Origin of the sequence: Cohnella algarum (genome assembly GCF_016937515.1) — a bacterium.
Classification (GTDB): domain Bacteria; phylum Bacillota; class Bacilli; order Paenibacillales; family Paenibacillaceae; genus Cohnella; species Cohnella algarum.
In genome coordinates this window covers 1,125,686-1,151,648 of sequence record NZ_JAFHKM010000002.1, presented here as the reverse complement: position 1 = coordinate 1,151,648, position 25,963 = coordinate 1,125,686, and the positions used below count along the sequence as shown (strand labels likewise).

Genomic DNA, 25,963 nt, shown 5'->3' with positions numbered 1-25,963 from the left:
TGAGTGTTTTTATGGAGAAAAAAGGTCGAAGGCTGCGCGCCGCCGGGATGGCCTCCATTCTGCTGGCCGCTTTTCCGTTCGCGTCCTTGGCGTCGGCGGAGACGGGCTGGACGGAATCGGGGAAGCTTTACGAGATCCGGACCTGGGCCGGACAAGCCGAATGGGGAAATGAAGACGGCGCGGTACGGGAAGCGACGCTGTTGTATCCGCATTCGGTCGCCCAGCTGGCGGACGGGCGTCTGCTGGTAGCGGAGGCGGGCAATCACCTGCTGCGCGTTCTGACGACCGATCAGGTCGCCACATACGGCGGATTGATCGTGGGCGAGGACGAGCTCGGGCTGCCGGTAGGCGGTTATAACGACGATAACCTGCCCAACTCGGCGTTTCAACAGCCTTCGGGACTGGCCGTCGACGCCGCCGGCACCATTTACGTGGCGGATGCGGGCAACAACGCGATTCGCAAAATTTCCGCCGACGGGACCGTATCCACGCTTGCGGGCAACGGATTGATCGGGAAAACGGACGGGCAGGGAGAGACCGCGCGCTTCTACCATCCTTCGGACGTGGCGGTCGACGCGTCGGGCAACGTTTACGTGGCCGATACGCTCAATCACGTCATTCGGAAGATCGACGCCGAAGGAAACGCGACGACGCTGACGGCCGAATCGACGCGTACGGTCCAAATGGGGCCGGGGACGATCGAGTCGTCCGGCGACTATATGGACGGAGCGATCGCCGAAGCGAAGTTCAACGAGCCGAGCGGGCTCGCGATCGACGCGAAAGGCAATTTGTACGTAAGCGACCGCGGCAACCAGCGTATTCGCTACATCGATTTTGCGGCCGGAACCGTGACGACGGTAGCGGGAACCGCGCCGGCGTATGCGGCGGACAGCCTGTACGCCGAAGGCGAGTTCGCGGACGGGGACGCGCTCGCGGCGCGCTTCTACGCGCCGGAGGGCTTGGCCGTAGCCCCGGACGGCACGCTGGTCATCGCCGACAGCCTCAATCACGCGATTCGGCTGCTCAAGGACGGCGTCGTCGCGACGCTGGCCGGAGAGGGCGCGGAATTCGGCGCGAACGACGGCGTCACGTACGCCGCGCATTTCAACCGCCCGACGGACGTGGCGATTTTGAAGGACGGAAGACTGGCGATCGCCGACGAGTCCGGCAACAAAATCCGCCTGCTGGCCAAATACCGCGGAGCCGGCCCGGCTGCTGCCGACGGCACGGTGACGACGCTTCTGGACGGTTCGCCGGTTCGAACGGACGCGGCCGCCTACGTTCAGGACGGCGCGGTGCTGCTGCCGCTGCGGAGCGTCGGCGAGGCGCTCGGCTACGAGGTCGGCTACGACGGCCAATCGAAGACGGGCAAGCTAAGCAAGGAATCGACGACGTACGAAATCAAGCTGGGCGAAAAAACCGTATCGAAAACGGCGGACGGACTCGCCCTCTCGCTCGAATTGAACGGCGCTCCCGTCTTCAAGGACGGCCGGATGTTCGTGCCTGTGCGGTTTTTCGCGGCGGAAGCGGATTTGGATATTCAATGGGACGGCACGGCCAGGACGGTCGTCATTCGGCATAAATCGTTCGAAGGAGGTGCCGCTCAGTGATTCGCAAAGGCCTGATGCATTTTATCGCCGCGCTGCTGATTGCTTTGCCCTTGCTGGGCGTTTTGGCAGACGATGCGGGTGCCGCCTCCAGCCGGGTGGCGATCGTGAAGGAATACGAGGGAGACGTTACGGTCAAAAAGTCCGGCGGCTCGAAGACGTTTAAAGCGTATACGAAAATGAGCCTGAACGAAGGGGACATTCTGACCGTCGGCGCCGACAGTTCGGCTGTTCTCCAGTTCGCCAACGGCACGTCCGAGGACGATCTGATGACGGTGGACGCCGGGACGACGCTTACGTTTTCCAAGTTATCGGACAAAAAGGGAACGCGCACGAAAATCAGCATGCTGAAGGGCTCGGCCTGGGTGGACGTCAAGTCGATCGCGGGCGGGGACGACGAATTCGAGCTGGAGACGCCGACGGCGATCATGGGCGTTCGCGGCACGCATTTGGGCGTCGCGGTCGATCCCGTTTCGGGCACGACCCGCGTCGTCGTGTTGGCCGGCATCGTGCAAACACGGCTTCCGAATCCTTCCCCGACCCAGTTGATCTACCCGGGTTACATGGGGACGCTGCTGCCGGGAATGCAGCGAGAGGAGCTGCCCGACGCCATCACGTTGCTTGACGTGCAGCAATTTATTTCGCAGGCTTCCCCCAAGATCATCCAGGCGATTTTGGAAAACGGGGTGCAGATCACCCAGGAAAATATCGAATATTTAAACCAGTTCGAGAACGAGGGGTACCCGGAATCGCTGACCGGCACCCAGGAGGATCTGGAGCGATTTGCAAGGAATTTGCAAAACGTATTCGGCGCCGTCATAAGCGAAGCGCTACGTCAGGGGACCATTAACCGGCAGCAGGCCGAAGATACGGTCAAAAAAGTCAAGGACCAGACCGGCCAAGAGATCGATCTGGAAAATACCAAATTGATCCTGGACGAGGACGATCAGGACAAAATCGACCGAATGATGGAGTTGATGGAAGAAGCCGCCCGGCAAGCCCTGGCCCGGAAAAAGCAAGAGCAGGACAGGTTGGACGCCTTGCCCGGAAATATGTTGCAAACTCTTCAGCAGCGTCTGGCTAACCAGCAAACGCAAAACCAGCAGGCCCTGGATCAGATGAAGGCGGCAAGCGAAGCCAAATACTTGGCCACCCTGACGCCGGAGCAGCGCGCCGCCTACCTTGCAGAAAGAAACGGCCGAACGACGACTTCCCCGGTTATCGTTCCGCCGTCCGCGAACGCAAACTTGAGCGGGCTGGCGCTGTCCGCGGGAACGCTGGCGCCTGCTTTCGCAAAAGACCATACCGACTATTCGGCGGTCGTCGGAAACGCAGTCTCGTCGCTTACGGTGACGCCGACGGCCGAAGATGCCGGAGCGGCCGTTAAGGTGAACGGCCAAACGCTCGCGAGCGGCAGCCAAACCGTCGAACTGAAGTACGGCGAAAACGCGATCGACGTGGAAGTGACGGCCGCCGACGGTTCGTCGAAGAAAACCTATACGGTGAAGGTAACGCGGGAGCTGCTGAACTCGGTAAGCTTTTCGTTCGGTTCGGGTTCGTCGCTCAATATCGATTTTACGTCTCCGAATCCGGTGCAGCAGTTCGACGTTCCGGAAGAAGAGGAGCGGCTGACGCTCAGCGTTCCGAGCGACGGGCCCGCGCTCGCGGTTGCGGCAAACGGGAACGAAATCATGCCGGAGCCGGTAATGATGGCGGCGCTGACCGTGGTTCCGGGCCAGATTGCCTGGAAATATAGGATCCCGCTGAGCCCCGGCAGCAACGAAATCAAGCTGACGGCGACGATCGGCGGCGTTTCGAAGACATACACCTTGTACGCGAACCGGGCGCTGCCGAACGGGGAAACGCCGTCCGACGACGCGACGCTGAAGTCGCTGGCGATCGAAGGGCAGCAGTTGGCTCCGGCATTTGCCCCGGAAACGACGGGCTACACGGCGATCGTGACGGCCGGAACCGAGAGCTTGACGATCGGGTATGAAGCCAATGATGGCGGAGCTTCGGCCAAGCTGTTGCTTAACGGTTCCGAGGAAGGCGTAAACGGCCATTCGGTTTCGCTGGCCGCGGGGACGAGAAACACGGTATCGGTCGTCGTCACGGCCGAAAACGGCTTGGCCCAGAAGACGTACGAGATCGTAGTGAACCGGGCGCCGACCGCGCAAGCGGTGAAAGCGTCGACGACTGCCGGAGAATGGGTTCTGGTGGAACTGTTGGGCGACGACGCGGACGGAGACGAGCTGAGCTACGAGATCGCGGGTCCGGCGAACGGCACGCTTGAGCCGTATGAAGGAAGCGCCTATAAGTACGTGCCCAACGAGGGCTTCTCCGGCACGGATTCGTTTACGTATACGGTCAGCGACGGGCTGGCCGAATCGGAAGCGGCCGCGGGCACGGTCGTCGTCGAGGACGTTTCGCCTGTGCCGTCCGCAGACGCGAACTTGAGCGGGTTGTCGCTGTCGCTCGGAGAGCAGTCGCCCGTCTTTCATGCCGATGTCACGGATTATGCGGCCAACGTGCCGGCCGGGACGGAAAGCCTGACGCTGCAGTTCGAGAAGAGCCATCACGGCGCAACGGCCAAGCTGCTGCTGAACGGTTCCGAGGAAGGCGTGGACGGCCATTCGGTTGCGCTGGCCGCGGGGACGAGGAACACGGTATCGGTCGTGGTCGCGGCCGAGAACGGCGTGGCCGAGAAGACGTACGAGATCGTAGTGAACCGGGCGCCGACCGCGCAAGCGGTGGAAGCGTCGACGACTGCCGGAGAATGGGCTCTGGTGGAGCTGCTGGGCGACGACGCGGACGGAGACGAGCTGGACTACGAAATCGCGGGCCCGGCGAACGGCACGCTTGAGCCGTATGAAGGCCGCACGTATAAGTACACGCCGAATGCGGGCTTCTCCGGCACGGACTCGTTTACGTATACCGTTGACGACGGATCGGCGCCCCCGGTATCGGCGGCGGGAACGATCGCGGTTTCGTCGGAGCCGCCGTCGACGGATGCGAGCCTCGCCACCCTGGGCCTGTCGGCGGGAGAACTTAATCCCGCATTCGATCCGGGCACGACGAATTATATCGTGACCGTGCCGGCGGGCACGTCAACCCTGACGGTGGATTTCGCGGCCAACGATCCGGGGGCTTCGGCCCAACTGCTATTGAATGGCACCGTGAATGGCGTTTCGGGCACCACGGTCATTTTAAACGCCGGCGCCAACGTCATTGAAATCACGGTCATCGCCGCCGACGGGGAAACGACCCGAACGTATACCGTCACGGTAAATCGCGAACCGCCTCCGAACCCGGTCGGCGTCACGGGTTGGGTGACGAAAGCCAATGGACAAGAAACCGCTTGGACGTTAACGGACGAAACGGTTTATCCGGGCGAGCCCGGATATCCCGAATCCCTTTATCAAGATTACGCCCTATATTACGAGACGGCTCCCGGAACATTCGAGGTCGGCTTCGAATTCGAGGAAAACGTGGTCGATCCCGTATTGTACATGTTCGATCAAGCGATCGATCTCGAAACGACTCCCGGACCGATCTCGGTGCCGACTTGGCACGAAGGACCGAACGACGCCAGAGTCGAATACGGAATCGTGGACGAAGGCGAAAATATCGTAAAATACGTAACGCTTTACTTGACCGTTTATGTCGGGAACGATTTCGGACTGTCCCACTTGGAGGTCAGGCTTGCCAGCGAGTTGCGCGTCGATCTTTACCCTTCGGGCAACGGTACGTATACCGGCACCGTGCCCGACACCTCCTATCCGCTTATGGTTCGCGCGAGCGCGGCGATGGGCAGTGTCAAGCTCAAGGTCAACGGCGCGGAAGCGGAAGGCATGGACGGCTCGTTCGACGGCATCGAATTGAACGAAGGCTGGAACGTTTTGGAGATCGAAGTTTACAATCCGGTAACCGGGGAATTAAAGAACGCCTACGCGGTCACGATTTTGGCCGGCGATCCGGGGCTCTACGGATTGAGGCTGGACGGAGTCAAAGGATCGGACGGAACGAAAGTGTTCGCGTTCGAGCGTCTCCATGACATCCTTCCCTATTGGTACGGCATGGCGAGCTACGAGGCGACTTATGTCGATATCGAGCCCTTGGCTCCCCAGGGGACGTCCATCGAAGACGTGCTGGTCGTGGATGCGGAAACGGAAAGCTACTCGTCGGCCCCTCTGCAAAACGGCAAATATCGCATCCCGTTTACGGAAGAGTCGGCGTTTGCGGTCGTATTGTTGAAAACGGGCGACCGGGTTTTGGCCCATGCCGTGGCAATCGAGCGGGAGGCCGGACCGCTGCAAGGGCTTGTGAACTGGTCGACCGAGATCGACGGCGAAGAAGCGTTTTGGACGCTGGAAGATGCCTATCCGGGTGAAACGTTCGAAGAACGTTATTACGGGATGAAGATCGAGTCGATTCCGGATGTTTTCACGATGACGTTCGAATTCGACGAAAATGTGGCGAACGCCGAGATCGTCGTATCGGACCAGACGATTTCGATCGCTTCCGGCATCCCGGTCGACCTGTCCCAGTGGATCCGGGAAGGCGAGGCTACCCAGTTTGACGTCAATTACGATATTGCGGACGGAAGCGGCGGGGTGCTGAAATCGGTTTATCTCGGCTTAACCGTATACGCCGGCTATCCGGAGCTGAGCGAATTTTCCGTTTACCTGGATGACGATCAAATGACTCCCGTGGACGTCAATCCGACCGGCGCCAATACTTTCTCGGCAGTCGTAGCGAATCCCGAAGAAAGGCTTCTCATCGGGGCATACCCGACTAGCGGGGATTTGGGAGTGTACGTGAACGGGATACAGATTTATCCGGACGGACCGTATTTCGCCGATCTTGCGGAAGGCTGGAACACGATCGAGTTCAAATTGTACCATCCGGTGGACGGAACGTTGGCGAATACGTACGAGCTGCAGGTTTGGGCGGGGGCTTCGCAACCGGAAGGCCTGGGCCTTGCGGCCATCGACGGCGCCGACGAAACCGGCAGTCCGATTCAATTCGTTCGGTCGGAAGCCGGAGCGTTGGACTGGAACGCTTTCGTCCAGGGAGCGGCGTACGCGGATATCGCCCCGGTAGCCGAAGGCGAAGGAACGATTGCCGGCGTGCTGTATTACGACGAGAACGGCGACCTTGTGCAGGCGGAACCGGCAGCGGGATCGGGGGCGTATCGCGTTCCGCTCGTTTCCGACTTCACGACCGCTTTCGCGGCGGTGCAAGCGAACGGTCGCTTGTTGTCGCATGAAATCACGCTACAGCGAGCTCCTTTCCTCCCCGAGGTAGGGTTGATGCTCAGGTACGGGGACGAGGGCAGCTTTACCGGGACGTATCCGTATCGTTTCGGGAATACGTATTGGAACAACTGGAACGAGGGGACGGAGACCGTGAGAATGGTCGTCAACTCGGGCGGCCAGGAAAACTACAGCTATACGATCGACGGCACGCCGATGGACGCATTCAATTTCGCAGGCCTGGTCGAGGGCGACAATGTGTACGAATTCCGAATTGCGGACGGAACCGGACGGGAAGCGGTTTACTATTTGCATCTGTGGCGCGACGGAACCTGGAAGGAAAACGTAACGATCCCTGGCTTGTCGATAAAATATGGGGTCGATCAGGCGGCGGAGGCGAGTTTGAGCACAACGAATGAATGGGGCCAAGTATGGATGGCGTATCCTCAAGCCGGCATCACCGACGCCGAGGTTTCGTTCCAGCTTGCTTCCGGTTCGACGGCCGAACTGTACGACGGGACCGGGAACACCGTCATCTGGCAAGGAATGCCCGATCCGCAAACGCTCCAGGTATCGATTCCGATCTCCTTCAACGCGGCCGAATCGGCGGAAGGCAATCAACTTCTGTACCATCTGGTTTTGACGGATTCGGCAGGCAATCAGTACATGTATCCGATAACGCTCGCGTTTATCGGAGGGACGACGTCCTAGAAGGCTATCTGACCGGATGCAACAGCAATGGCCGCCCAAGCGCGTTTCGAATCGCCGAAACTCGCCGGGGCGGTCCGTTTTTTTCGCCGGAAAGCATAACGTTCGGACAAAATCCTCACGGAACTTGAAGCATGTGTATTATAAAATTTCAATAGCAACTGCTTGCTTTTAAAGTCAGAGAATGTTGCGGTACCTAGAGGGGATTTTGCTATTGAAAAGCAAAATCCCCCTCCATCGTTTTGGTGGAAGGGGCCGGATTAATTCACGTTCAATATCTGCTTAAAAATACACAGTCATGGCGTCGGGTCAGTATAAGATGCTGAAGACCCTTTTTTTGTTCTTTCCGCCAGCTTCGTAATCGACTCCACGTCTTGATCGGTTAATTGATCCAGAAAATGTTTGCGTATGGCCATGGAGACGATGGGACGTGCATCATTTAAGGCTGATTTGCCAGTGGGAGTAATGATGACCTGAACACCGCGATCGGTGTCTAATGGCTTCCGCATCACCAGCCTGCGTTTCTCCATCCGCGTTAGATGATGAGACAATCGGCTCTTATCCCAGTCCATAGATTCCGCGAGTTCCTGTTGGCGTAGGCTGCCGTCCCCCAGAAGGTCTAACCGGTCCAGGACTCCATAATCGCCCTCTGATAGTCCGGTGCGATCGGACATCTCTTTGATTACGCGACCGAAGATGCTGTGAAAGGAGCCTTTCCACTTATACCATAATTGAATTTCTTCTTCGTTCAGTTCGCTCTTATTCATGTAATCATTATAGCATGATGGTGCCGCGTTAGCGGCATGGGCGTCTAACACTATATTTTCATCGAACAGGAGCGCGGTTGTTGTCGACAAATGAAAACGCTTTTACCGTGGACGCCGCTGGAAGCCTTTGCTATAATTGCAAAAGGAAACGATTAGGCCGGGGGCTCGGGAACGTTCCGTCCCGCCGTACGGAGGCGATGATGTGGAGCATTACGCCAATCAGTACGTCATAGTTGCCGTCTTCCTGATTGTTGGAATCGCGTTTCCGATCGTCGTGCTGCAGCTCGGCAAAAGGCTGCGCCCCGCCAAGCCGACGACGGAAAAGGAAATCGCCTACGAGAGCGGGAACGATCCCGTGGGCGAAAGCCAGATTCGCTTCAACGTCCGGTATTATTTGTACGCTTTGATGTTTGTCATATTCGATGTGGAGACCGTCTTCCTGTACCCGTGGGCCGTAGCGTATAAGAAGCTCGGTCTTTTTGCGTTGGTCGAGATGGCGATTTTCGCCGGCCTGCTGCTGATCGGCCTCGTCTACGCCTGGAGAAAGAAGGTGCTGCAGTGGAATTCAATCTAGCGAACGTCTCCCCGGAGGACATCCGGGAGCTGGAGCGGAACGTGTTTATCGGCAGTCTGGAAACGCTCAAAGGCTGGGTCCGCAGCAATTCCCTGTGGCCGCTCACGTTCGGCCTCGCCTGCTGCGCGATCGAGATGATGGCGGCCGGCGCGCCTCATTACGATCTCGATCGGTTCGGCGTCATGTTCCGGACGTCGCCGCGCCAGGCGGACGTCATGATCGTCTCCGGAACGGTGACGAAGAAGATGGGCCCGCTGCTTCGCCGTCTGTACGACCAGATGCCGGAGCCGAAATGGGTCATCGCGATGGGGTCCTGCGCGACGGCCGGCGGCCCGTACGTGAAGTCCTACTCGGTCATCAAAGGGGTGGACCAAATCGTTCCCGTCGACGTCTACATCCCCGGCTGTCCGCCGAATCCGGCGGCGCTCATTTACGGCATTAACAAGCTTCAGGAGAAAATCCGCTACGAGGCGAGAACCGGGAAGCGGGTGACGAGCGGATGAGCGGGGAGGAGCAAAACGAAGCGAAACGGCGGCAAGTGGGGGCGAACAGCGAATCCGAGCGCGCGGGCGCAACCGGGGCGGCAAATAGCGGGCCGCAGGCGGAAGCCCCGCCGCCGAAGCCGCCCTCGCCGGGTCAGGAGAGGCTCGACCGGGCCGTACGGCTGCTGCGCGAGCTCGTCGCCGAGGACGCGGTCGAGGCGGCTTCGATCAACGAGGCGAACGGCCATTTGCCGACGATCGTCGTCAAAAACGAGCGCTGGCCGCAAGCCGCCCGCCTGTTCCGAAGCCATGGCGAGCTGAACGCGAACTACCTCCGGAACGTGGCGGGCGTCGATTACGAGACGCACATGGAAGTCGTCTACTATTTGCTCAATATGGCCAGCGGACACAACTACGCCGTCAAAGTCCGCACCGGCCGGGAGGCGCCGTCCGTTCCGTCGGCGACGCCGGTGTGGGAAACCGCGAACTGGAACGAGCGCGAAATTTACGATCTGCTCGGCATCGATTTTCCCGGCCATCCGGACCTTCGGCGCATTATGATGCCCGACGACTGGGAGGGCCATCCGCTTCGCAAAGACTACGTACCGCTCGATCCGGAGGTGTGAGCCGGCGTGATACGGACCGAAGAGCTGCTCTTGAACGTAGGTCCCCAGCATCCGAGCACTCACGGCGTATTTCGGATTATCGTCAAGCTGGACGGGGAAATCATCACCGAAGCGACGCCGGTCATGGGCTATTTGCACCGCGGAACGGAAAAGCTGGCGGAAAGCCTGAACTACACGCAGATCATTCCTTACACCGACCGGATGGATTACGTGTCCGCGATGACCAACAATTACGTGCTCGTTCACGCCGTCGAGAAAATGATGGGCCTTCAAGTCCCGGAGCGGGCGGAATTTCTTCGCCTCATCGTCATGGAGCTCCAGCGAATCGCGAGCCACCTCGTCTGGTGGGGGACGTACTTGCTCGACATCGGGGCGCTCAGTCCGTTTCTGTACGCCTTCAACGACCGGGAACGGATTCTTCAGCTGTTCAACGAGCTGTGCGGGGCGAGATTAACCTATAACTATATGCGGGTGGGCGGCGTCAAATGGGATGCTCCCGAAGGCTGGATCGACCGGGTCAAACGGTTCGTCCGCTCGATGTACGGCAAGCTGGAGGAGTACGACGGCCTCGTCAGCGGAAACGAAATTTTCCTGTCCCGGATCAAAGGGGTCGGCGCCTACGATGCCGAGACGGCGATCGCCTACGGGTTGTCGGGGGCGAATTTAAGATCGACGGGCGTCAAATGGGATTTGCGCAAAAACGAGCCCTACAGCCTGTACGAGAGGTTCGAATTCGACGTCCCGGTCGGCGCGAGCGGAGATTGCTACGACCGCTACCTCGTCCGGCTTGCGGAAATTCGGCAAAGCCTGCGCATTCTGGAACAGGCGCTCGAACGATTTCCGGCCGAAGGGGAGACGATGGGCAAGGTGCCGAGAGTGATCCGGCCGCCGGCCGGCGAAATCTACGTACGCATCGAATCGCCGCGCGGCGAAATCGGCTGCTACATCGTTTCGACCGGCAAGGCGGAGCCGTACCGGCTCAAGTTTCGGCGGCCGTCGTTCGTCAATCTGCAAATTCTGCCCAAGCTGCTCGTCGGCGAGAGCATGACCAACCTGGTGACGATCCTCGGCGGCATCGACATCGTGCTCGGGGAGGTGGATTGCTGATGCAGCGTTTCTGGGACGATCCCGTCTCCTGGGGGACGGCGGGAACGTACGTGCTGTACACGCTTTTGCTTCTTGCCGTCGTCATCGTTTTCGTCACGTACGCCATCTACTTCGAGCGCAAGGTCATCGGCTGGATGCAATTCCGGCACGGCCCGAACCGCACCGGACCGCTGGGTCTGCTGCAGACGGTCGCGGACGTCGCGAAGCTCCTCATCAAGGAAGACACCATTCCCGCGAAAGCCGACAAAGCGCTGTTCGTGCTCGCGCCCGCGCTGGCGTTCATCCCCTCTTTTACGGTGCTGGCGGTTATCCCTTACGGATTGAATTTGCAATTCGCCGACCTCAACGTCGGCTTCCTGTATTACATCGCGCTGTCCGGCATCACGACGATCGCGATCGTCATCGCCGGGTGGGCTTCCAACAACAAGTACGCGCTGCTCGGCGGCATGCGTTCGGCGGCGCAGATGATCAGCTACGAGGTGCCGCTCGTGCTGTCCGTCGTCGGCGTGGCGATGATGACGGAAAGCCTGAATTTGCGCGAAATCGTGCTGCATCAGCAAGGGTACTTCTGGCATTGGAACTTGTTCCCCCAAATCGTCGGATTCGCCGTGTTCGCCGTCGCGGCCATCTCCGAATTGAACCGGACGCCGTTCGACCTGCCGGAAGCCGAATCCGAGCTCGTCGCCGGCTACCACGTCGAGTACAGCGGCTTTCGCTTCGCGTTTTTCATGCTGGCGGAGTATGTCTACATTTACGCGATCGCGTGCCTGGCGACCGTCCTGTTCCTCGGAGGCTGGAACGCGCCGCTGCCGCAGCTCGATTTTGTTCCCGGACTCGTCTGGTTTGCGCTCAAATTCGCGGCGGTCGTCTTTGCGCTGGTCTGGATTCGCGCCACGCTGCCGCGGCTTCGGGTCGATCAGTTGATGGGCCTTGCGTGGAAGGTGCTGCTGCCGGCCGCGATCGCGAACATTTTTTTGACGGCGCTTGGCATCGAATGGCTCGGCTAAGGAGGCTGGCGAAATGAAAGGCTCAGGCATGGCAAAAGGGTTCGGCGTGACGCTCAAGACGCTCGTCTCGAAAAAAGCGACGTATGCGTACCCGGACATCCCGATCCGGATGCCCGACCGCTTCCGCGGCATCCAATATTTCGAGCCGGACTTGTGCATCGTCTGCAATCAGTGCGCCCGCATTTGCCCGACCGACTGCATCTCGCTGACGGGCAAGCCGAACCCCGACCCGGAAAAGAAAGGCAAGGTCATCGACACGTTCGACCTCAATTTCGAAATTTGCATCCTGTGCGATTTGTGCACCGAGGTCTGTCCGACCGAAGCGATCGTCATGACCGGCAACTTCGAGCTGGCGTCCTACAGCCGCGACGAGCTGTTCAAGGATCGGGAGTGGCTTGCGGGCAACGATCGGAACGTCCGCCGGGACAACAACAACATCGGCGCTCCGCAGAGAGGAGGCGGCAAATAGATGCTGGACGGAACATGGCAGGCGAACGGCGAGTTCGTCGCGTTTTTCGCCCTTGCCGTTTGCGCGGTTACGGGAGCGGTCATGGCATTAAGCTTCGTCAAGGTCGTGCACGCGACGCTGTCGATGGCGTTTGCGTTCGTTTCGCTGGCCGGGCTGTTTATTTTGCTCGGAGCCGAGTTCGTCGCTTTCGTGCAAGTGCTGCTCTACGTCGGGGCGGTCACGATCTTGATGATTTTCGGCATCATGATGACGAACCATCGGGAGGAAGGCGCCGGGCGCGGGAGGCCGCTGCGGGAAACGCTGGCCGCCGTCGCTTGCCTGTGCTTGTTCGGCATTTTGTTTTACGCGATCCGAGGTTCTGGCTTTCCCGCTCCGGAGGCGGCGCTGCCGGAAGACAACACGCTGGAAATCGGGCTGCTGTTGTTCACGCGGTATGCCGTTCCGTTCGAGCTCGTGTCGGTGCTGCTGACCGTGGCGTTCATCGGGGCGGTGGCGCTGGCCAAAAGGGAGGCGGATTCGGCATGAGCCTGCTCGGTTCCTATTTGACGCTGGCGGCCGTTCTGTTCTGCATCGGGCTGTACGGGGTGTTGACGAAGCGCAATGCCGTCATCGTGCTGCTCTGCATCGAGCTCATGCTGAACGCGGCCCATTTGAACTTGATCGCTTTCGCCAGGTACGGCGTCGTTCCTTCGCTTTCCGGCCAAATTTTTTCCCTGTTTTCGATGACGGTCGCCGCGGCGGAGGCCGCCGTCGGCATTGCGGTGCTCATCGTCCTGTACCGCGGCAGAGCGACGGTAAACGTCGACGAATACGACAAGCTGAAGGGGTGAGCGTATGCCGGCCGCGTTTTCCCAATACGCCTTTTTGGCGCCGCTGTTCCCGCTCGCGGCGTTCGCCGCGCTGACGGCGCTGAGCCGCCATCTGAAGCGGGCCGGTCCGGCGGTTGCGATCGCCGCCTCGCTTGCTTCGCTTGTTTTATCGCTGCTTATCGTTTTCGGACGGCTCGGGGGCGATGCCGAGGACTACAGCGCAGGATTCCGTTGGCTGACGGTCGGAGAAGCGTCGCTGCGCGCGGGCTTTGAAGTGACGAACCTTACTTCGCTCATGCTCGCCGTCGTCTCCTTCGTCTCCGTCCTTGTTCTGATCTACTCGCTCGGCTATATGCGGGACGACGAACGGAAAAACCTGTTTTTCGCCTACGTCTCCCTGTTTGCCGCCTCCATGCTCGGGCTTGTGCTGGCGGACAATCTGCTGCTCCTGTACATAGGTTGGGAGCTTGTCGGCGTCAGCTCGTTCCTGCTGATCGGATTCTGGTACCGGAAGCCGGAAGCCGCGGCGGCGGCCAAAAAAGCGTTCATCGTCACCCGGGTCGGCGACCTTGGCCTATTGATCGCGATCCTGCTGCTCTTTCGCTACATGCCCGGCCACGCGCTCGATTTCGTGACGCTGCACAACGTGTTCGATTCCCAGGCCGGCGTCGTCTCGCAGGAGCTCGCGACCGTCGTCGCGCTGCTCCTCTTTCTCGGCGCGGCGGGCAAGTCGGGCCAGTTCCCGCTGCATATTTGGCTGCCGGACGCGATGGAGGGGCCGACGCCGGTCAGCGCCCTCATACACGCCGCAACGATGGTGGCGGCGGGCGTATTTCTCGTCGCCCGGACGTACGACATTTTCGAAGCCTCCGCCTTCGCCATGAACGCGGTAGCCTATATCGGGGCGTTGACGGCGGGGCTCGCGGCCGCGATCGCGTTGAAGCAGCACGACATCAAGCGCGTGCTCGCCTATTCGACCGTCAGCCAATTGGGCTATATGATGCTCGCGCTTGGCAGCGGTTCGTGGACGGCGGCGATTTTTCATCTGTTCACGCACGCCTTCTTCAAGGCGCTGCTCTTTTTGGGCGCCGGCAACGTCATCCGCGCGCTGCATACCCGCGATCTTCGCCGAATGGGAGGCATCGGCGGACGGATGAAAACGACCGCCTGGACGTTCGGCATCGGCGCCCTGGCGCTGACGGGCATTCCGCCGCTGGCGGGCTTCTGGTCCAAGGACGCCGTGCTGGCCGCGGCGGCGGATCGCCATCCGCTGCTGTTCGCGGCGGCGGCGGGAACCGTGTTTTTGACCGCCTGTTACATGGCGCGGTTGTTCTTTCTCGCGTTTGCGGGCAAGTTTCGCGGCAATGCGGAAATTTTCGTCCGGGCGAAGGAAGCTCCGGCGGTCATGACCGTGCCGCTGCTCGTGCTGGCCGTGCCCGCCGCGGTTGCCGGCTTTGCGCAGTCGCCGTTCGGGGGCGGGCTCGAGTCGTGGCTGAGCGGGGAGGAGACGGGACATGGGCACGGCCTCTGGATCATGGCGGTTTCCGCGGCCGCTGCCGCGCTCGGACTTTTTCTGGGCTGGATGGTCTACGGCAAAGGCTCGCTGAACAAGGACGGGATCGAGCGAACCTTCGCCTGGCCGATTCGGCTCGCCGAGCGAAAATTTTACGTGGACGAGGCGCTCGGGTTCTTGTTCGCGAAGCCGTTGCAGGGGCTCGGCCGGGCGCTGCGTCTGTTCGACGAAGCGGTCGTGGACGGGGCGGGCCGGCTTGCCGCCAGTTCCGTCCAGGCGCTCGGCCGGCTGCATTCCCGCCTGCTGAACGGCCAAATGCAGGTTTACGCCCTCGCGGCCGTCATCGCCGTCGTCGTCCTGGCGCTCGCCATCGCCGGAAGGAGGTTCTGGTAATGCTGGAGGCGCTTCCGGTTTTGTCGATCATCGCGCTCCTTCCGCTCGCAGGTTCCCTGCTCCTGCTTCTGCTCCCGCGCGAGAACGGGCGTCTGATTCGGGGGGCGGCGATCGGGTTTACGGGGCTGCCCTTGCTGGCGGCGGTCGGCCTGTACATGGACTACGAGCCGGCGTTCGGCGGGGAGCGCTATACGGAGCATGCGACCTGGCTGTCGGTTCCGCTAGGCGTGGATGCGGAACTTAAGGAGCAAGGCGTCGTTTCCTTCCGCCTTCTCTTCGACTACCATCTGGCCGTGGACGGCATTTCGCTGCCGCTCGTGCTGCTGACCGGCGTCGTGTCGCTGATGGCGGTTCTCGCATCCGTGCATGTCCGCAAGCGCCGCAAAACGTACTACGTTCTTCTTCTGCTGCTGCAAACGGGCATGTACGGCGCGTTTCTGGCGCGGGACGTCGGGCTCTTTTTCATCTTTTACGAGTTAACCCTCCTTCCGACGTTTTTCCTGATCGGCATTTGGGGAGCATTCGGACGGGAAAAAGCCGCGAACCGCTTCCTGGTCTACAACGGGCTGGGCTCGGCGGCGATGCTGTTCGCCTTTTTGCTGCTCGTCTCCACGATCGGGTTCGGCGCCGAGGAAACGGGGAGAGGCACGCTGCTGACCTATAGCGGCAACTATGACGCGATGCTTGCCCATTTGGCCGACCCGGCCGCGGCTAACGCCCTGGGGGTGCCGCTTCCGTCCGAGGGGATGAAGGAAATCGCGTTTGTCCTGCTGCTTGTCGCCTTCGGGATCAAGGTGCCGGTTTTTCCTTTTCACGCCTGGATGCTGAAGGTTCACGCGGAAGCTCCGGCGCCGGTCGCGATGATTCATGCCGGGATCCTGTTGAAGCTGGGCGTGTACGGCCTCCTTCGGTTTGCGGGATTTCTCCTTCCCTCGCAACTGGAAGCATGGGCTCCGGCGCTGGCGGCGCTCGGCGTCGTCAATATTTTGTACGGGGCGATTTTGGCCTGCGCGCAAAAAGAGTTCCGGCTCGTGCTCGGCTACGCCAGCATCAGCCATATGGGCATCGTGCTGCTCGGCCTTGCTTCGCTTAGCGAAATCGGCTTCGCCGGCGCGGTATTCCAAGCGGTTTCGCACGGCCTGATCGCGGCGCTTCTTTTTCTCGTCGTTGGATGCCTGCACGAGCGCACGGGCACGACGCGGATCGACGAGCTGGGGGGGCTGGCGCGCAGCTTGCCGTTCACGTCCGGCATTTTGCTGACGGGCGGACTTGCCGCGCTCGGCTTGCCGGGGCTGTCCGGCTTTGTCGGCGAGCTGCTGTCGTTTCTCGGCCTGTTCGGCTCGATGCGGTGGCTGACCGCGCTCGGCGTCCTCGGCGTGCTGCTGTCGGCCGTCTATATCCTCCGCAGCGTGCTGGCGATGACGTACGGCCCGCTGCCGGAGCGGTTTGCGGGCCTCAAGGAGGCGAGGTTCGTCGAGGCGCTGCCGATGGCGGCGCTGACGGGGCTGATCGTGCTGCTCGGCGTTTATCCGTCGCTGGTCACCGATCTGCTGCAGCACGGGTTCGACGGGCTGGTACGGGAACTTCGGACGAGGATGGGGGGCTAAGCGATGGAAACGGTGCAAACGTTAACGTGGAGCGACGCCTGGTATTTGGCCCCCGAGCTTGTTCTCGTCGGCTTCGCCCTTGCGCTCGCCGCGCTCGATCTGCTGCTGCCGGATCGGGTTAACCGCGACTGGATCGGGGCGGGGACCGTGCTCGGCCTCGCCGCCGCGGCTGCGTTCGTCTGCTGGCACCTGTACGATTTTCATCAGGCCGCGGCGGCCGGGGGGAAGGAACGCACAGCCTGCTGAACGGCAGCTTGAGGCTGGACGACTTCGGTCATCTGCTGAAGCTGTCGTTTCTCGGCGCATCGGCGCTCATCGTTTTGGCTTCGCTCGGGACGGTTCGCCCGAAAGACGTCCCGATCAAGGGCGAGTTTTACTATTTGGTGCTTCCGGCGGTTGCCGGCGCCATGGTAATGGCCTCCTCGGCCGATCTGATGACCTTGTTCATCGGCCTGGAGCTGCTTGGCATCGCCTCGTACGTTCTCGTCGGAGCGCGCAAAAGCAGCGGACTTGCGAGCGAGGCGGCGTTCAAGTACGTCGTGACGGGAGGGACGGCTTCGGCGTTTATTTTGTACGGCATGTCGTTCTTGTACGGGGTGACCGGCTCGACGCGGCTGGACGAGATCGCGCGAGGGTTGGAGCGGGGGGCGGGGGATTTCCGGACGCTCGTTTACGTCGCCTTTTTTCTTCTCGTTGCCGGGTTCGCGGTCAAGCTGGCTTTGGCTCCGTTTCATGCCTGGGCCCCGACGTGTACCAGGGAGCGCCGACGCCGGTGACCGCCTTTCTGGCCGTCGTCGCGAAGGGCGCCGCGCTGGCGATGGTATACCGCGTTTTCATGAATACGGCTTATTTCGCGGCCGGGAGCGATCCGCATCTGACCGGGGACGTCTTTTTGGCGCTTGCCGCATTGGCCGCCGCCGCCGCGATCGCGGGCACGGTCGGGGCGCTGCGGCAACAAAACGCGAAACGGCTGCTCGCCCTGTCGGGCGTCGCGAACGCCGGAATGCTGCTGGTGCCGCTTGCCCTGGACAAAACCGACCTGCACGCCTCCTTTTTTGCGGAATTCCTGTTCTATTTGATCGCGTACGCGTTGATGAACATCGGCGCGTTCGCCGTGCTGACCGTCGTGTCGCAATCCTCGCAAAAAGAAGATCTGTCCGCCTTTGCCGGCCTGTATCACCGGGCGCCCCGGACGGCCGTCGCGATGACCGTGCTGCTCTGCTCGCTCGCGGGCTTGCCGGTTACGGGGGGCTTTACCGGAAAGCTGTTCATCCTGTTCGGGGCGGTGCGGACGGGAGCGTACGGGCTGGCGGCGATCATCGTGGCGACGACCGCGGTCTCGTACTACGTCTACTTCAAAATCATCCGCCAAATGTATATGCGGCCTGGGGAAGAGGAGCCTGCCGTCCGCTTGCCGGTGCCCGCGGGCTTCGTCATTTGGCTGTGCGCGGCAGGGACGGTCGCGCTCGGCGCGTTTCCCGGTCCGCTGCTCGGCCTGATCGACCGCCTGTTCGAAGTCGGCACGGATTTGTTGGCGGGATGAGCGGGAATGCGGGCGCGGGCGAAGCGGGAGCGGGTTGGGGGCGCGCTTCTCGCTGCTCGTCGCCGTGCCGGCCGCCGCGGATGGGGTTGTAGACTGTTGGGCGCGATCGGTATTGGCGTCGAAACAGGAGGGAATAAGGTGAAGAGGAGAAAGGGGGCGGGAGGCGGTCGGCGAAGTCGGTAGGCGAACCGGGCGCGAGCCTGCATAATGGGAAGCGAACCGGGCGCGAGCCCGCCTAATCGGAGGCGAACCGGGCTAGATTCGGGCGCAATAGGGGGACGGGTCGAGAGCAAACCAGGCAAAACCGAGTCGAACAGCCATACGCACACCGCCTTTGTACGCAAGCTGCCAATCCATTTGAGTCGTGGCGACTCATCTCGAAGCGCCATACGCATATAGCCGCACGCAGTTGAGTAAAAATGACTCATTTCACCGCGTCCGCACGCTTACTACCGATCCATTTGAGTCGTGGTGACTCATCTCGACGCGTCAAACGCAGATGGCCGCACGCATTTGAGTAAAAATGACTCATTTCACCGCGTCCGCACGCTTGCTGCCAATCCAGTTGAGTCGTGGCGACTCATCTCGACCCGCCATACACACACAGCCATACGCATTTGAGTAAAAATGACTCATCTCACCGCCTCCGCACCAAGCTGCCAATCCATTTGAGTCGTGGCGACTCATCTTGACCCGCCAAACGCACACAGCCATACGCAATTGAGTAAAAATGACCCATTTCGCCGCCTCCGAACGCTTGCTGCCAATCCATTTGAGTCGTGGCGATTCATCTTGACCCGCCAAACGCACACGGCCATACGCATTTGAGTAAAAATGACCCATCTCACCGCCTCCGCACCAAGCTGCCAATCCATTTGAGTCGTGGCGACTCATCTCGGCGAACCCTATGCATGCGGCCGAGCACTTTCGCGAACCGGCGTTTCAGCCGTTAAGAAAACCGCCCGGCCATCTCTTTTCTATCGTGTTACCACACCAACTCTGCACGTAAAAGCCTGCAAATGCGGAGGCTTTTCCTCCCCAATTGGCCGATCTTCGAAGCGTTCATACGAATATGCGGTTTTTTTCAGAACGAACGCGCCCCCGAGGGCCTTTCACCTCCGGCAAAGCCTGCATTTTTGCGGGCATTCCTCTGTCAACCCGGTGCCGCTTGATGGCTTCTTCGCTGCGCATTGTGACAAAAGTACTGTTTTTTCGCGGTCAGGAAGGGGAAACGCGCGAGCCTCTCGAAATATTTAATGTTACGAATCTCAAGTTGACGTGTAAGTGTTTAGCGACGGGTAAGACGGATTTCAGGCAAGCAAGCGGGACCTTCGTTCCGTATCCATACCGACTTAAGAAATGGCAAAGGTGCTGATGGTCATGCTCGCTCGAACTGCCGGCAATATCGGCAAGCGGACGATTGCAGCTTGGGCCGGCTGCGCATTGCTGGCGGGAGGCATGCTTCTCGGCTTCGCTTCGGAAGCCGTGGCGGAAGGGCTGACCGATGCGGCAGAAACCGCAGACAAGCTCAAAATAGAGAAAAATGTCGAAATTTCGGCGGCCTACGGACATAAAGCGTTCGCTTACGCCGAATCTTCTAATGTGGCGCCATCGGCGGATTCCGGCTATTTGAACGCCGTCGGCTTTCCCGAGGCGTGGCGGATGCTGGAGCGCGACGTGGAAGGCACGATCGCGATCGTCGATACGGGGGCCGATCTGGATCATCCCGAGCTGGTTCCGTATTTGACCGAAGGGATCAATTTATTGAATAAGCGCAAGCCGCCGGAGGACGATAACGGCCACGGTACGGCAGTCGCGGGAATCGTCGCCCGGATTGCGGCGGCCGGCAAAGGCGGCACGGCGAACTGGAACATGAAAATCATGCCCGTCAAAGCGTTGGACGAAACCGGCGCGGGCACCGACGCCGACCTTGTCCGCGGCGTCCGCTATGCGGTGGATCACGGGGCGAATATCGTCGTGCTTTCGCTCGGCCTTCACCGCGACGTTCCCGAAATGCGGGAAGCGGCAGCCTATGCCGAAGCCAAAGGCGTGCTGCTCGTTGCGGCGAGCGGAAACGACGCCCTCGAGTTCGGCGATAAGGCGGCGGTATCCTATCCGGCCGTCTATCCTACCGTGCTCGGGGTGGCGGGCACGGACGGCAGAAGCCGGGACAGCGCTTCGACGTCCGGGCCGGAGGTGGATTTGGCCGCGATGTGGAGCGTGGAGACGCTCGAACCCGGCGGCGGCACGACCGAGATGGAAGGCACTTCGATGGGAGCGCCCCAGGTCGCCGCGGCGGCGGCTATGCTGCGGGCGGCGCATCCGGACTGGACGCCCGTCCGGCTGCGGGAGACCCTCCGCCGAACGGCGGAGGATATCGGCGCGAAAGGCTGGGACCGGGACACCGGGTACGGACTCGTGCGCGCGGACAAGGCGCTGGCGGCCGCGGCCAACGAAGATTGGCGCGAGCCGAACGATTCGAAAGGGACGGCATACGCGTTCCCCGTCGGGAAGGAAGTGGCGGCAAACTGGTCGTCCGGAACGGACAGCGACTGGTACGCGCTGGACGTCGCCTATGACGGGAGGCTTCGAATCGAGGTTTCGGACGAAAATCCGAAAGCTACCGGCAGCTTGGCTTTGTACGCGTCCAATTCGACTGCGGCGATTGCCGCCGAAGTTTCCGGAGCTTCCTCGATGCAGTGGAAAGTGAAGAAAGGCCGCTATTATTTGCAGGCCAAGCATCCGGAAGGGACGCAAGCCGCTCCCCGCGCCTATCGCCTCGTTTCCGGATTTCAAATGGCGGAGGACGCCATGGAACCGAACGACTCGGCGCTCGCGGCCTATACGCTTGCCCCTCGCAGCCAACAGTGGACGGGGACCTTTCACGTCAAGGGAGACGAGGATTGGACCGTAGTGGAATTGCCCAAATCGGGCACCCTAAAATTAAAAGTCAGTCCGGATACGACCCGGATCGATCCGTCGATCACGCTGCAAAAAGCCGGCGAGAAAGCGAAGGAAACGGACATCAACGGCAGCGGGGAAAGCGAAGAGCTGATTGTGCCCAACGCGGCCGCGGGCAAATATTACATAAAAATCCGCAACGCCGTGAATGCGCGCCCGGAAGCGGTAATCGGGACGTATACGGTCGATTTGGAATATATTATTCCGAATGAGGATCCCAACGAGCCGAACGACACCGCTTTGACCGCTACGCCGGTCAGCTTGAATCCTTCGGAAACGCGCAACGGCCTGTTCGGGTCGGGGGACGACGCCGATTGGTACAAATTCACGGTCAGCTCCCGAACCCTCGTTCGTTTGCAGCTCGACAATCTTCCCGAAGGCGCTTCGGTGCGGATGCGGCTGTCCGACAAGCAACTGGAGCAGGTCGGCGGTTGGAATCGGAGCGGGGGAAGTTCTTCCTTGAGCGGTTCGCGCGTCGTCGAGCCCGGAACGTATTACGTGACGCTAACGGCCGACGGCGTCTACGGCGAAACGTTCTACAAGCTGAAATTCGAAGGCGAACCGGCTTATACGTCCTTTACGGACGCGACGGGACATTGGGCCGAACGGGCGATTGCGGCCGTTACGGAAGCCGGCTGGATGGCGGGCTACGGCAACGGCCGATTCCGGCCGGACCGGAACTTGACACGGGCCGAGGCGGCCGTCATCGCCGTGCGGGCTTTCCAGCCGAATGAAGCCAAGGCCGGTTCCGGCTACGAAGACGTAACGGCCGGCAATTGGGCATACGGCGCGATCGCGCGGGCCGAAACGGCGGGCTGGCTCTATTGGGCCGACGGCTCGCGGTTCGAACCCGATGCGCTGATGACGCGCGCGGAGGCGGTTGCCCTGTTTGCTCGGGCGGCCGGGCTGAACGAGCCGGCTTCGCCGGCAAAGCGGTTTTCCGATTTGCCGGCGGATCATTTCGCGGCGGGGGCAGCGGCGGCGCTGGTTGAAAAAGGCTGGCTGTCCGGATTCGGGGACGGCACCTTCAGGCCCGATCGGCCGATCAGCCGAGCCGAATGGGCGGCCTTGCTGGCAAGATTGGCGTAAATAAGGAGCCGAAATCGATATGGACACGTTAAACGGCTATAGCTCGATCGGGTTGGACAGTTTATTTGCGATCGTCGTCACGCTGGGCATGATTGCCGTCTCCTGGTTTTTGCTGCAGGAAGTGAAGTGGGAGGCGTGGTTTCGCCATCCCCGCAGCCCTAGAGCCCGGGTGCTGCAGCTGATTATCGCCGTTGTCGTCGGCCATTCGCTCGCTCGTTTCGTGCTGGATTATTGGGGTTGGACCGAGTCGCTGAAATGGCTTTTCCGTTCTTAGCGAAGCGCGGCCGGTTTACGCCTGCATAACGAAAATGCGGATCGACCACACTGAATAATACGGTGAATCGGAATCGAACGGACGCGAAATCTGGCGAAAATGCGGAGCGGTTGTCAAAAGTTGCCGCTTGTGCCAATTGCGCGAGCGGTGGTATTATGGAGATTGGGTTTTTTGGGCTGCTACCAATATGAGCCATCGGAATGATTCTATACCCGCGGAGGGAACACCCATGAGCAAAATCATCGTCCGCGGCGGCCGTCCACTTACGGGAACGGTTCGCGTGCACGGCGCCAAAAATTCTGTCTTGCCGATCCTGGCCGCTTCCTTGCTTGCGGAACAAGGATCATGCGTCATTCATGACGTGCCCGCTCTGGACGATGTGACCAACATTTTGCAGGTGCTCGGGGTTCTTGGCGTGCGCGCCAAACAAAGCAGGGGAAGCGTGCAGCTTCGCGCGGAAAGGCTGACGTCTTATGACGCGCCTTATGAACTGGTTCGCAAAATGCGCGCCTCGTTTCTGGTCATGGGGCCGCTGCTTGCCCGTTTCGGGCGCGTGCGGATCTCGCTTCCCGGCGGCTGCGCCATCGGCACCAGGCCGATCGATCAGCATCTGAAGGGCTTTGAGGCCATGGGCGCCGAGATCGGATTCGGCCAAGGCTCGATCGAGGCCAAAGTCAACGGAAAATTGAAAGGCGCCAAAATTTATCTCGATATCGCGAGCGTCGGCGCTACGGAAAATATTATGATGGCGGCGGCTACGGCCGTCGGAACGACCACCATCGAAAACGCGGCCAAAGAGCCGGAAATCGTGGATTTGGCGAATTTCCTCAATGCCATGGGAGCCAAGGTCCGAGGCGCCGGCACCGGCATGATCCGGATTGAAGGCGTCGACAAATTGACCGGCGTCGAATATTCCGTCATTCCCGACCGGGTAGAGGCCGGAACGTACATGATCGCCGCGGCCATTACGGGCGGCGACGTCTATGTGGAAGGCGCGATCCGGGATCATCTCGGTCCGATCGTCGCCAAGCTGGAAGAGATGGGCGCGCTGGTGGAAAGCGACGAAAACGGGATTCGCGTCGCGGCCAGAAATCCGCTGAAAGCGGTCGACGTGAAGACGCTGCCTTATCCCGGCTTTCCGACCGATATGCAGGCTCAGATGATGGCGCTGCTGATGGTGGCCGAAGGCACGGGCATCGTCACGGAAACCGTATTCGAAAACCGGTTCATGCATGTCGAAGAACTTGTCAAAATGGGCGCCGAAATCAAGGTCGACGGACGCACCGCCATCGTCAAGGGCGGCATGCGGCTCGTCGGCGCTCCCGTCTGCGCGACCGATTTGCGCGCCGGGGCCGCGCTGATTTGCGCCGGCCTTGCGGCGGACGGGGTTACGGAAGTCAACGGCGTTCATCATATCGAGCGGGGCTATATGGACATCGTCGGAAAGCTGGCCGCGCTCGGGGCCGACATTTGCCGGCTTCCGGAAGCGCAGAAAGCCGCGACGGAAGCGGTCGAGCCGGTTTCCCGCCGCGCTTCCGGGTTCGCCAAGGAAGAGCGCGCGCCCGCCGAAGTTCCGCTCATTCACGCTCAGCCGACGCTGGCCTAACGTTGCCTGGCGTTCGAGAAAGCCATTATCCTTTCCATCGTTCGGCTCCCGCCGATGTATCGCCGCCTTCATGCGCGGCAGCATCGCGGGGGCCGTTTTTCGTTTGCCTTCCATACGGATCGCCCTGCGGTTCTATCTTCGCCGGCTTCGTCATAGATTGTAAGACTCGGACGGCGGCGTCCGCGCTTGCTGCCCGAACAGGACAAGCTGGAGGGAGAAACGATGAACAAACGAGGCCGCAGCCGATCCGCGAGCGGAAACCGGACGGGAATCGCCGCTTTTTTGGCGGGAGCGGCAATTGCCGGATGCATCTGGATCGCGGAGCACCGTTCTTCCGGACAGCCGCTTCCGGAACCTGGACAAGCGGTCGTTTCGGTAGAGACGCTGGGAGAAAATCCGGGACGGGGGGCGGCGAATCCGCCCGCCGGACCGAAAGGCGAGGCGGCGCCGGAGCCGCGGAGCGGACAAGCCGACGGAAAAGCGCCGGCGGATGACGCCGGCGGCCCGAAGGCCGGCCGGCAGGAGGAGACGGGAGCCGAAGCGGAAGGAGCGGGAGCAACGGGCGAAACGGGCGGATCGGGCGGATCGGCCGGCACGGCGGTCGCTGCCGGGCGGGAGGAGGCCGCGCAAGCGGAGTTTCTCGTCAAAGTTTATTTATCGGAAGAAAAGCGGGTCGAACAGGTGCCTCTCGAGACGTATGTCCTCGGCGTCGTGGCGGCCGAAATGCCGCTCGATTTCCAGCCGGCCGCGCTGGAGGCGCAGGCGATGGCGGCCCGCACGTATATCATTCGCCGATTGTGGACGAAGGATCGTTCCGGCGTGCCGGCGCGTTATGCGGACGTGACCGATTCGGTTGCGCATCAAGTCTATAAATCCGTCAAGCAAATGGAAGAGCTGAAGGCGGCGAAGCCCGAGCAGTTGACGAAGCTGGAGGAGGCCGTGAAGCGCACGCGAGGAAAGATCATTACGTACGACGATCAACCGATAGAGGCGCTGTTCTTCTCCTCTACGAACGGGTATACGGAAGCTTCCGAGGAGGTTTTCGGCCAGGCGCTTCCGTATTTGCGTCCGGTTGCGAGTCCCTGGGACGCCAAGCTCGCGCCGGGCTACGAGGAAACGGTCGAAATGCCTCTATCGTCCCTGTATCGCAAGCTGGGCATCAAGACGCAGCCGGCTTTCGCCCGCTTATCTTCGTCCAATCTCTCGCTTAAAATCGTAGACAAGGCGCCGGGGAACCGGGTGCGCACGGCGGCGGTAGGAACGAAAACCTTCTCGGGGGTTGCGATAAGAGAAAAGCTCGGGCTTCGGTCGACTTCGTTTACGTGGTCGGCGAAAAAGCGAACCGCCGTCATTACGACATACGGAAACGGGCACGGGGTCGGAATGAGCCAGTGGGGGGCGGAAGGCATGGCCCGCAAGGGGCTGACCGCCGAGCATATCGTGGAGCATTACTATACCGGAGCCGAAGTAAAGGAAATTTCCGAGTTTCTGAACGATCCGGATCGCAGAAAATAGTTTGGAGCTTCGCCGTCCCGGGCGCAGGCGAAATTCGTTTCGTATAATCTT

19 protein-coding genes and 1 pseudogene are annotated in these 25,963 nt (G+C 60.8%); 18 read left to right on the top strand and 2 right to left on the bottom strand.

All coding sequences use genetic code 11. The features are described from left to right. The first annotated feature begins 11 nt into the window (after positions 1-11). Together JW799_RS05190 and JW799_RS05185 are read left to right on the top strand one after the other, a co-directional pair. Positions 12-1,610 carry a stalk domain-containing protein gene (locus tag JW799_RS05190; protein WP_205428917.1) on the top strand — a complete coding sequence of 533 codons (1,599 nt, stop codon included), beginning with the start codon at positions 12-14 and terminating at the stop codon, positions 1,608-1,610. Continuing rightward, complete coding sequence (locus JW799_RS05185) at positions 1,607-7,573, top strand: cadherin-like beta sandwich domain-containing protein (RefSeq protein WP_205428915.1); 5,967 nt, start codon at positions 1,607-1,609, stop codon at positions 7,571-7,573. Before JW799_RS05190 ends, JW799_RS05185 begins: the two co-directional genes overlap by 4 nt. Positions 7,574-7,866: 293 nt before the next feature. Here JW799_RS05185 and JW799_RS05180 read toward each other — a convergent pair whose 3' ends face one another. Then, a complete protein-coding gene (locus JW799_RS05180; RefSeq protein WP_240353152.1) occupies positions 7,867-8,427 on the bottom strand; it encodes a MarR family winged helix-turn-helix transcriptional regulator in 561 nt (186 codons plus the stop codon). A gap of 112 nt (positions 8,428-8,539) precedes the next feature. Between JW799_RS05180 and JW799_RS05175 the strand changes: the two genes are divergently transcribed. The 12 genes and pseudogenes from JW799_RS05175 (at position 8,540) to JW799_RS28305 (ending at position 18,467) form a co-directional block, all read left to right on the top strand. Further along, complete coding sequence (locus tag JW799_RS05175; protein ID WP_080832601.1) at positions 8,540-8,911, top strand: NADH-quinone oxidoreductase subunit A; 372 nt, start codon at positions 8,540-8,542, stop codon at positions 8,909-8,911. Then, positions 8,896-9,414, top strand: a complete 519-nt coding sequence (locus tag JW799_RS05170) for a NuoB/complex I 20 kDa subunit family protein (protein ID WP_080832600.1) — start codon at positions 8,896-8,898, stop codon at positions 9,412-9,414. The genes JW799_RS05175 and JW799_RS05170 overlap by 16 nt, the downstream gene beginning before the upstream one ends. Further along, positions 9,411-10,019 (top strand): NADH-quinone oxidoreductase subunit C, encoded by a 609-nt coding sequence (locus tag JW799_RS05165; protein WP_080832599.1) that lies wholly within the window; start codon positions 9,411-9,413, stop codon positions 10,017-10,019. Before JW799_RS05170 ends, JW799_RS05165 begins: the two co-directional genes overlap by 4 nt. A 6-nt stretch (positions 10,020-10,025) precedes the next feature. Then, positions 10,026-11,126 (top strand): NADH-quinone oxidoreductase subunit D, encoded by a 1,101-nt coding sequence (locus JW799_RS05160; RefSeq protein ID WP_080832598.1) that lies wholly within the window; start codon positions 10,026-10,028, stop codon positions 11,124-11,126. Continuing rightward, positions 11,126-12,133: an NADH-quinone oxidoreductase subunit NuoH gene (nuoH, locus tag JW799_RS05155; RefSeq protein ID WP_205428913.1), complete on the top strand. Its 1,008-nt coding sequence runs from the start codon at positions 11,126-11,128 to the stop codon at positions 12,131-12,133. The genes JW799_RS05160 and nuoH overlap by 1 nt, the downstream gene beginning before the upstream one ends. Before the next feature lie 13 nt (positions 12,134-12,146). After that, positions 12,147-12,602 carry an NADH-quinone oxidoreductase subunit NuoI gene (gene nuoI, locus JW799_RS05150; protein ID WP_080832596.1) on the top strand — a complete coding sequence of 152 codons (456 nt, stop codon included), beginning with the start codon at positions 12,147-12,149 and terminating at the stop codon, positions 12,600-12,602. Continuing rightward, positions 12,603-13,127 (top strand): NADH-quinone oxidoreductase subunit J, encoded by a 525-nt coding sequence (locus JW799_RS05145; RefSeq protein WP_205428911.1) that lies wholly within the window; start codon positions 12,603-12,605, stop codon positions 13,125-13,127. Continuing rightward, the gene (gene nuoK, locus JW799_RS05140; protein ID WP_205428908.1) at positions 13,124-13,432 is read left to right on the top strand and encodes an NADH-quinone oxidoreductase subunit NuoK; all 309 of its coding nucleotides are present in this window, start codon (positions 13,124-13,126) and stop codon (positions 13,430-13,432) included. Before JW799_RS05145 ends, nuoK begins: the two co-directional genes overlap by 4 nt. A 4-nt stretch (positions 13,433-13,436) precedes the next feature. Then, positions 13,437-15,317: an NADH-quinone oxidoreductase subunit L gene (gene nuoL, locus JW799_RS05135; protein WP_205428906.1), complete on the top strand. Its 1,881-nt coding sequence runs from the start codon at positions 13,437-13,439 to the stop codon at positions 15,315-15,317. Further along, entirely contained in the window at positions 15,317-16,924 is a 1,608-nt protein-coding gene (locus JW799_RS05130) for a complex I subunit 4 family protein (protein ID WP_205428904.1), read from the top strand. The genes nuoL and JW799_RS05130 overlap by 1 nt, the downstream gene beginning before the upstream one ends. A gap of 3 nt (positions 16,925-16,927) precedes the next feature. Then, entirely contained in the window at positions 16,928-17,170 is a 243-nt protein-coding gene (locus tag JW799_RS28315) for a hypothetical protein (RefSeq protein WP_240353151.1), read from the top strand. Positions 17,171-17,331: 161 nt separating this feature from the next. Then, positions 17,332-18,467, top strand: a pseudogene (locus tag JW799_RS28305) (NADH-quinone oxidoreductase subunit N). A gap of 528 nt (positions 18,468-18,995) precedes the next feature. On the opposite strand, the gene JW799_RS05120 reads toward JW799_RS28305, so the two are convergent. Further along, the gene (locus JW799_RS05120; protein WP_205428902.1) at positions 18,996-19,310 is read right to left on the bottom strand and encodes a hypothetical protein; all 315 of its coding nucleotides are present in this window, start codon (positions 19,308-19,310) and stop codon (positions 18,996-18,998) included. A 537-nt stretch (positions 19,311-19,847) separates the two neighbouring features. Here JW799_RS05120 and JW799_RS05115 point away from each other — a divergent pair. The 4 genes from JW799_RS05115 to spoIID all read left to right on the top strand — a co-directional run bounded on the left by JW799_RS05115 (position 19,848) and on the right by spoIID (position 25,912). Further along, entirely contained in the window at positions 19,848-22,517 is a 2,670-nt protein-coding gene (locus tag JW799_RS05115; protein ID WP_205428900.1) for a S8 family serine peptidase, read from the top strand. Positions 22,518-22,536: 19 nt separating this feature from the next. Next, positions 22,537-22,791 (top strand): DUF1146 family protein, encoded by a 255-nt coding sequence (locus JW799_RS05110; protein ID WP_080832589.1) that lies wholly within the window; start codon positions 22,537-22,539, stop codon positions 22,789-22,791. A gap of 229 nt (positions 22,792-23,020) precedes the next feature. Further along, entirely contained in the window at positions 23,021-24,397 is a 1,377-nt protein-coding gene (gene murA / locus JW799_RS05105; RefSeq protein WP_205428897.1) for a UDP-N-acetylglucosamine 1-carboxyvinyltransferase, read from the top strand. 222 nt (positions 24,398-24,619) lie between these two features. After that, on the top strand, positions 24,620-25,912 hold the full coding sequence (gene spoIID / locus JW799_RS05100; RefSeq protein WP_205428895.1) for a stage II sporulation protein D: 1,293 nt from the start codon (positions 24,620-24,622) through the stop codon (positions 25,910-25,912). Positions 25,913-25,963 lie beyond the last annotated feature (51 nt).

Excerpts from the sequence above, each read along its gene's own strand:
- JW799_RS05190 (WP_205428917.1), top strand. The coding sequence starts at position 12 with ATGGAGAAAAAAGGTCGAAGGCTGCGCGCCGCCGGGATGGCCTCCATT.
- JW799_RS05165 (WP_080832599.1), top strand. The coding sequence starts at position 9,411 with ATGAGCGGGGAGGAGCAAAACGAAGCGAAACGGCGGCAAGTGGGGGCG.
- nuoH (WP_205428913.1), top strand. The coding sequence starts at position 11,126 with ATGCAGCGTTTCTGGGACGATCCCGTCTCCTGGGGGACGGCGGGAACG.
- nuoI (WP_080832596.1), top strand. The coding sequence starts at position 12,147 with ATGAAAGGCTCAGGCATGGCAAAAGGGTTCGGCGTGACGCTCAAGACG.
- JW799_RS05145 (WP_205428911.1), top strand. The coding sequence starts at position 12,603 with ATGCTGGACGGAACATGGCAGGCGAACGGCGAGTTCGTCGCGTTTTTC.
- nuoK (WP_205428908.1), top strand. The coding sequence starts at position 13,124 with ATGAGCCTGCTCGGTTCCTATTTGACGCTGGCGGCCGTTCTGTTCTGC.
- nuoL (WP_205428906.1), top strand. The coding sequence starts at position 13,437 with ATGCCGGCCGCGTTTTCCCAATACGCCTTTTTGGCGCCGCTGTTCCCG.
- JW799_RS05130 (WP_205428904.1), top strand. The coding sequence starts at position 15,317 with ATGCTGGAGGCGCTTCCGGTTTTGTCGATCATCGCGCTCCTTCCGCTC.
- JW799_RS28315 (WP_240353151.1), top strand. The coding sequence starts at position 16,928 with ATGGAAACGGTGCAAACGTTAACGTGGAGCGACGCCTGGTATTTGGCC.
- JW799_RS05120 (WP_205428902.1), bottom strand. The coding sequence starts at position 19,310 with ATGGGTCATTTTTACTCAAATGCGTATGGCCGTGTGCGTTTGGCGGGT.
- JW799_RS05115 (WP_205428900.1), top strand. The coding sequence starts at position 19,848 with ATGCTCGCTCGAACTGCCGGCAATATCGGCAAGCGGACGATTGCAGCT.
- JW799_RS05110 (WP_080832589.1), top strand. The coding sequence starts at position 22,537 with ATGGACACGTTAAACGGCTATAGCTCGATCGGGTTGGACAGTTTATTT.
- murA (WP_205428897.1), top strand. The coding sequence starts at position 23,021 with ATGAGCAAAATCATCGTCCGCGGCGGCCGTCCACTTACGGGAACGGTT.
- spoIID (WP_205428895.1), top strand. The coding sequence starts at position 24,620 with ATGAACAAACGAGGCCGCAGCCGATCCGCGAGCGGAAACCGGACGGGA.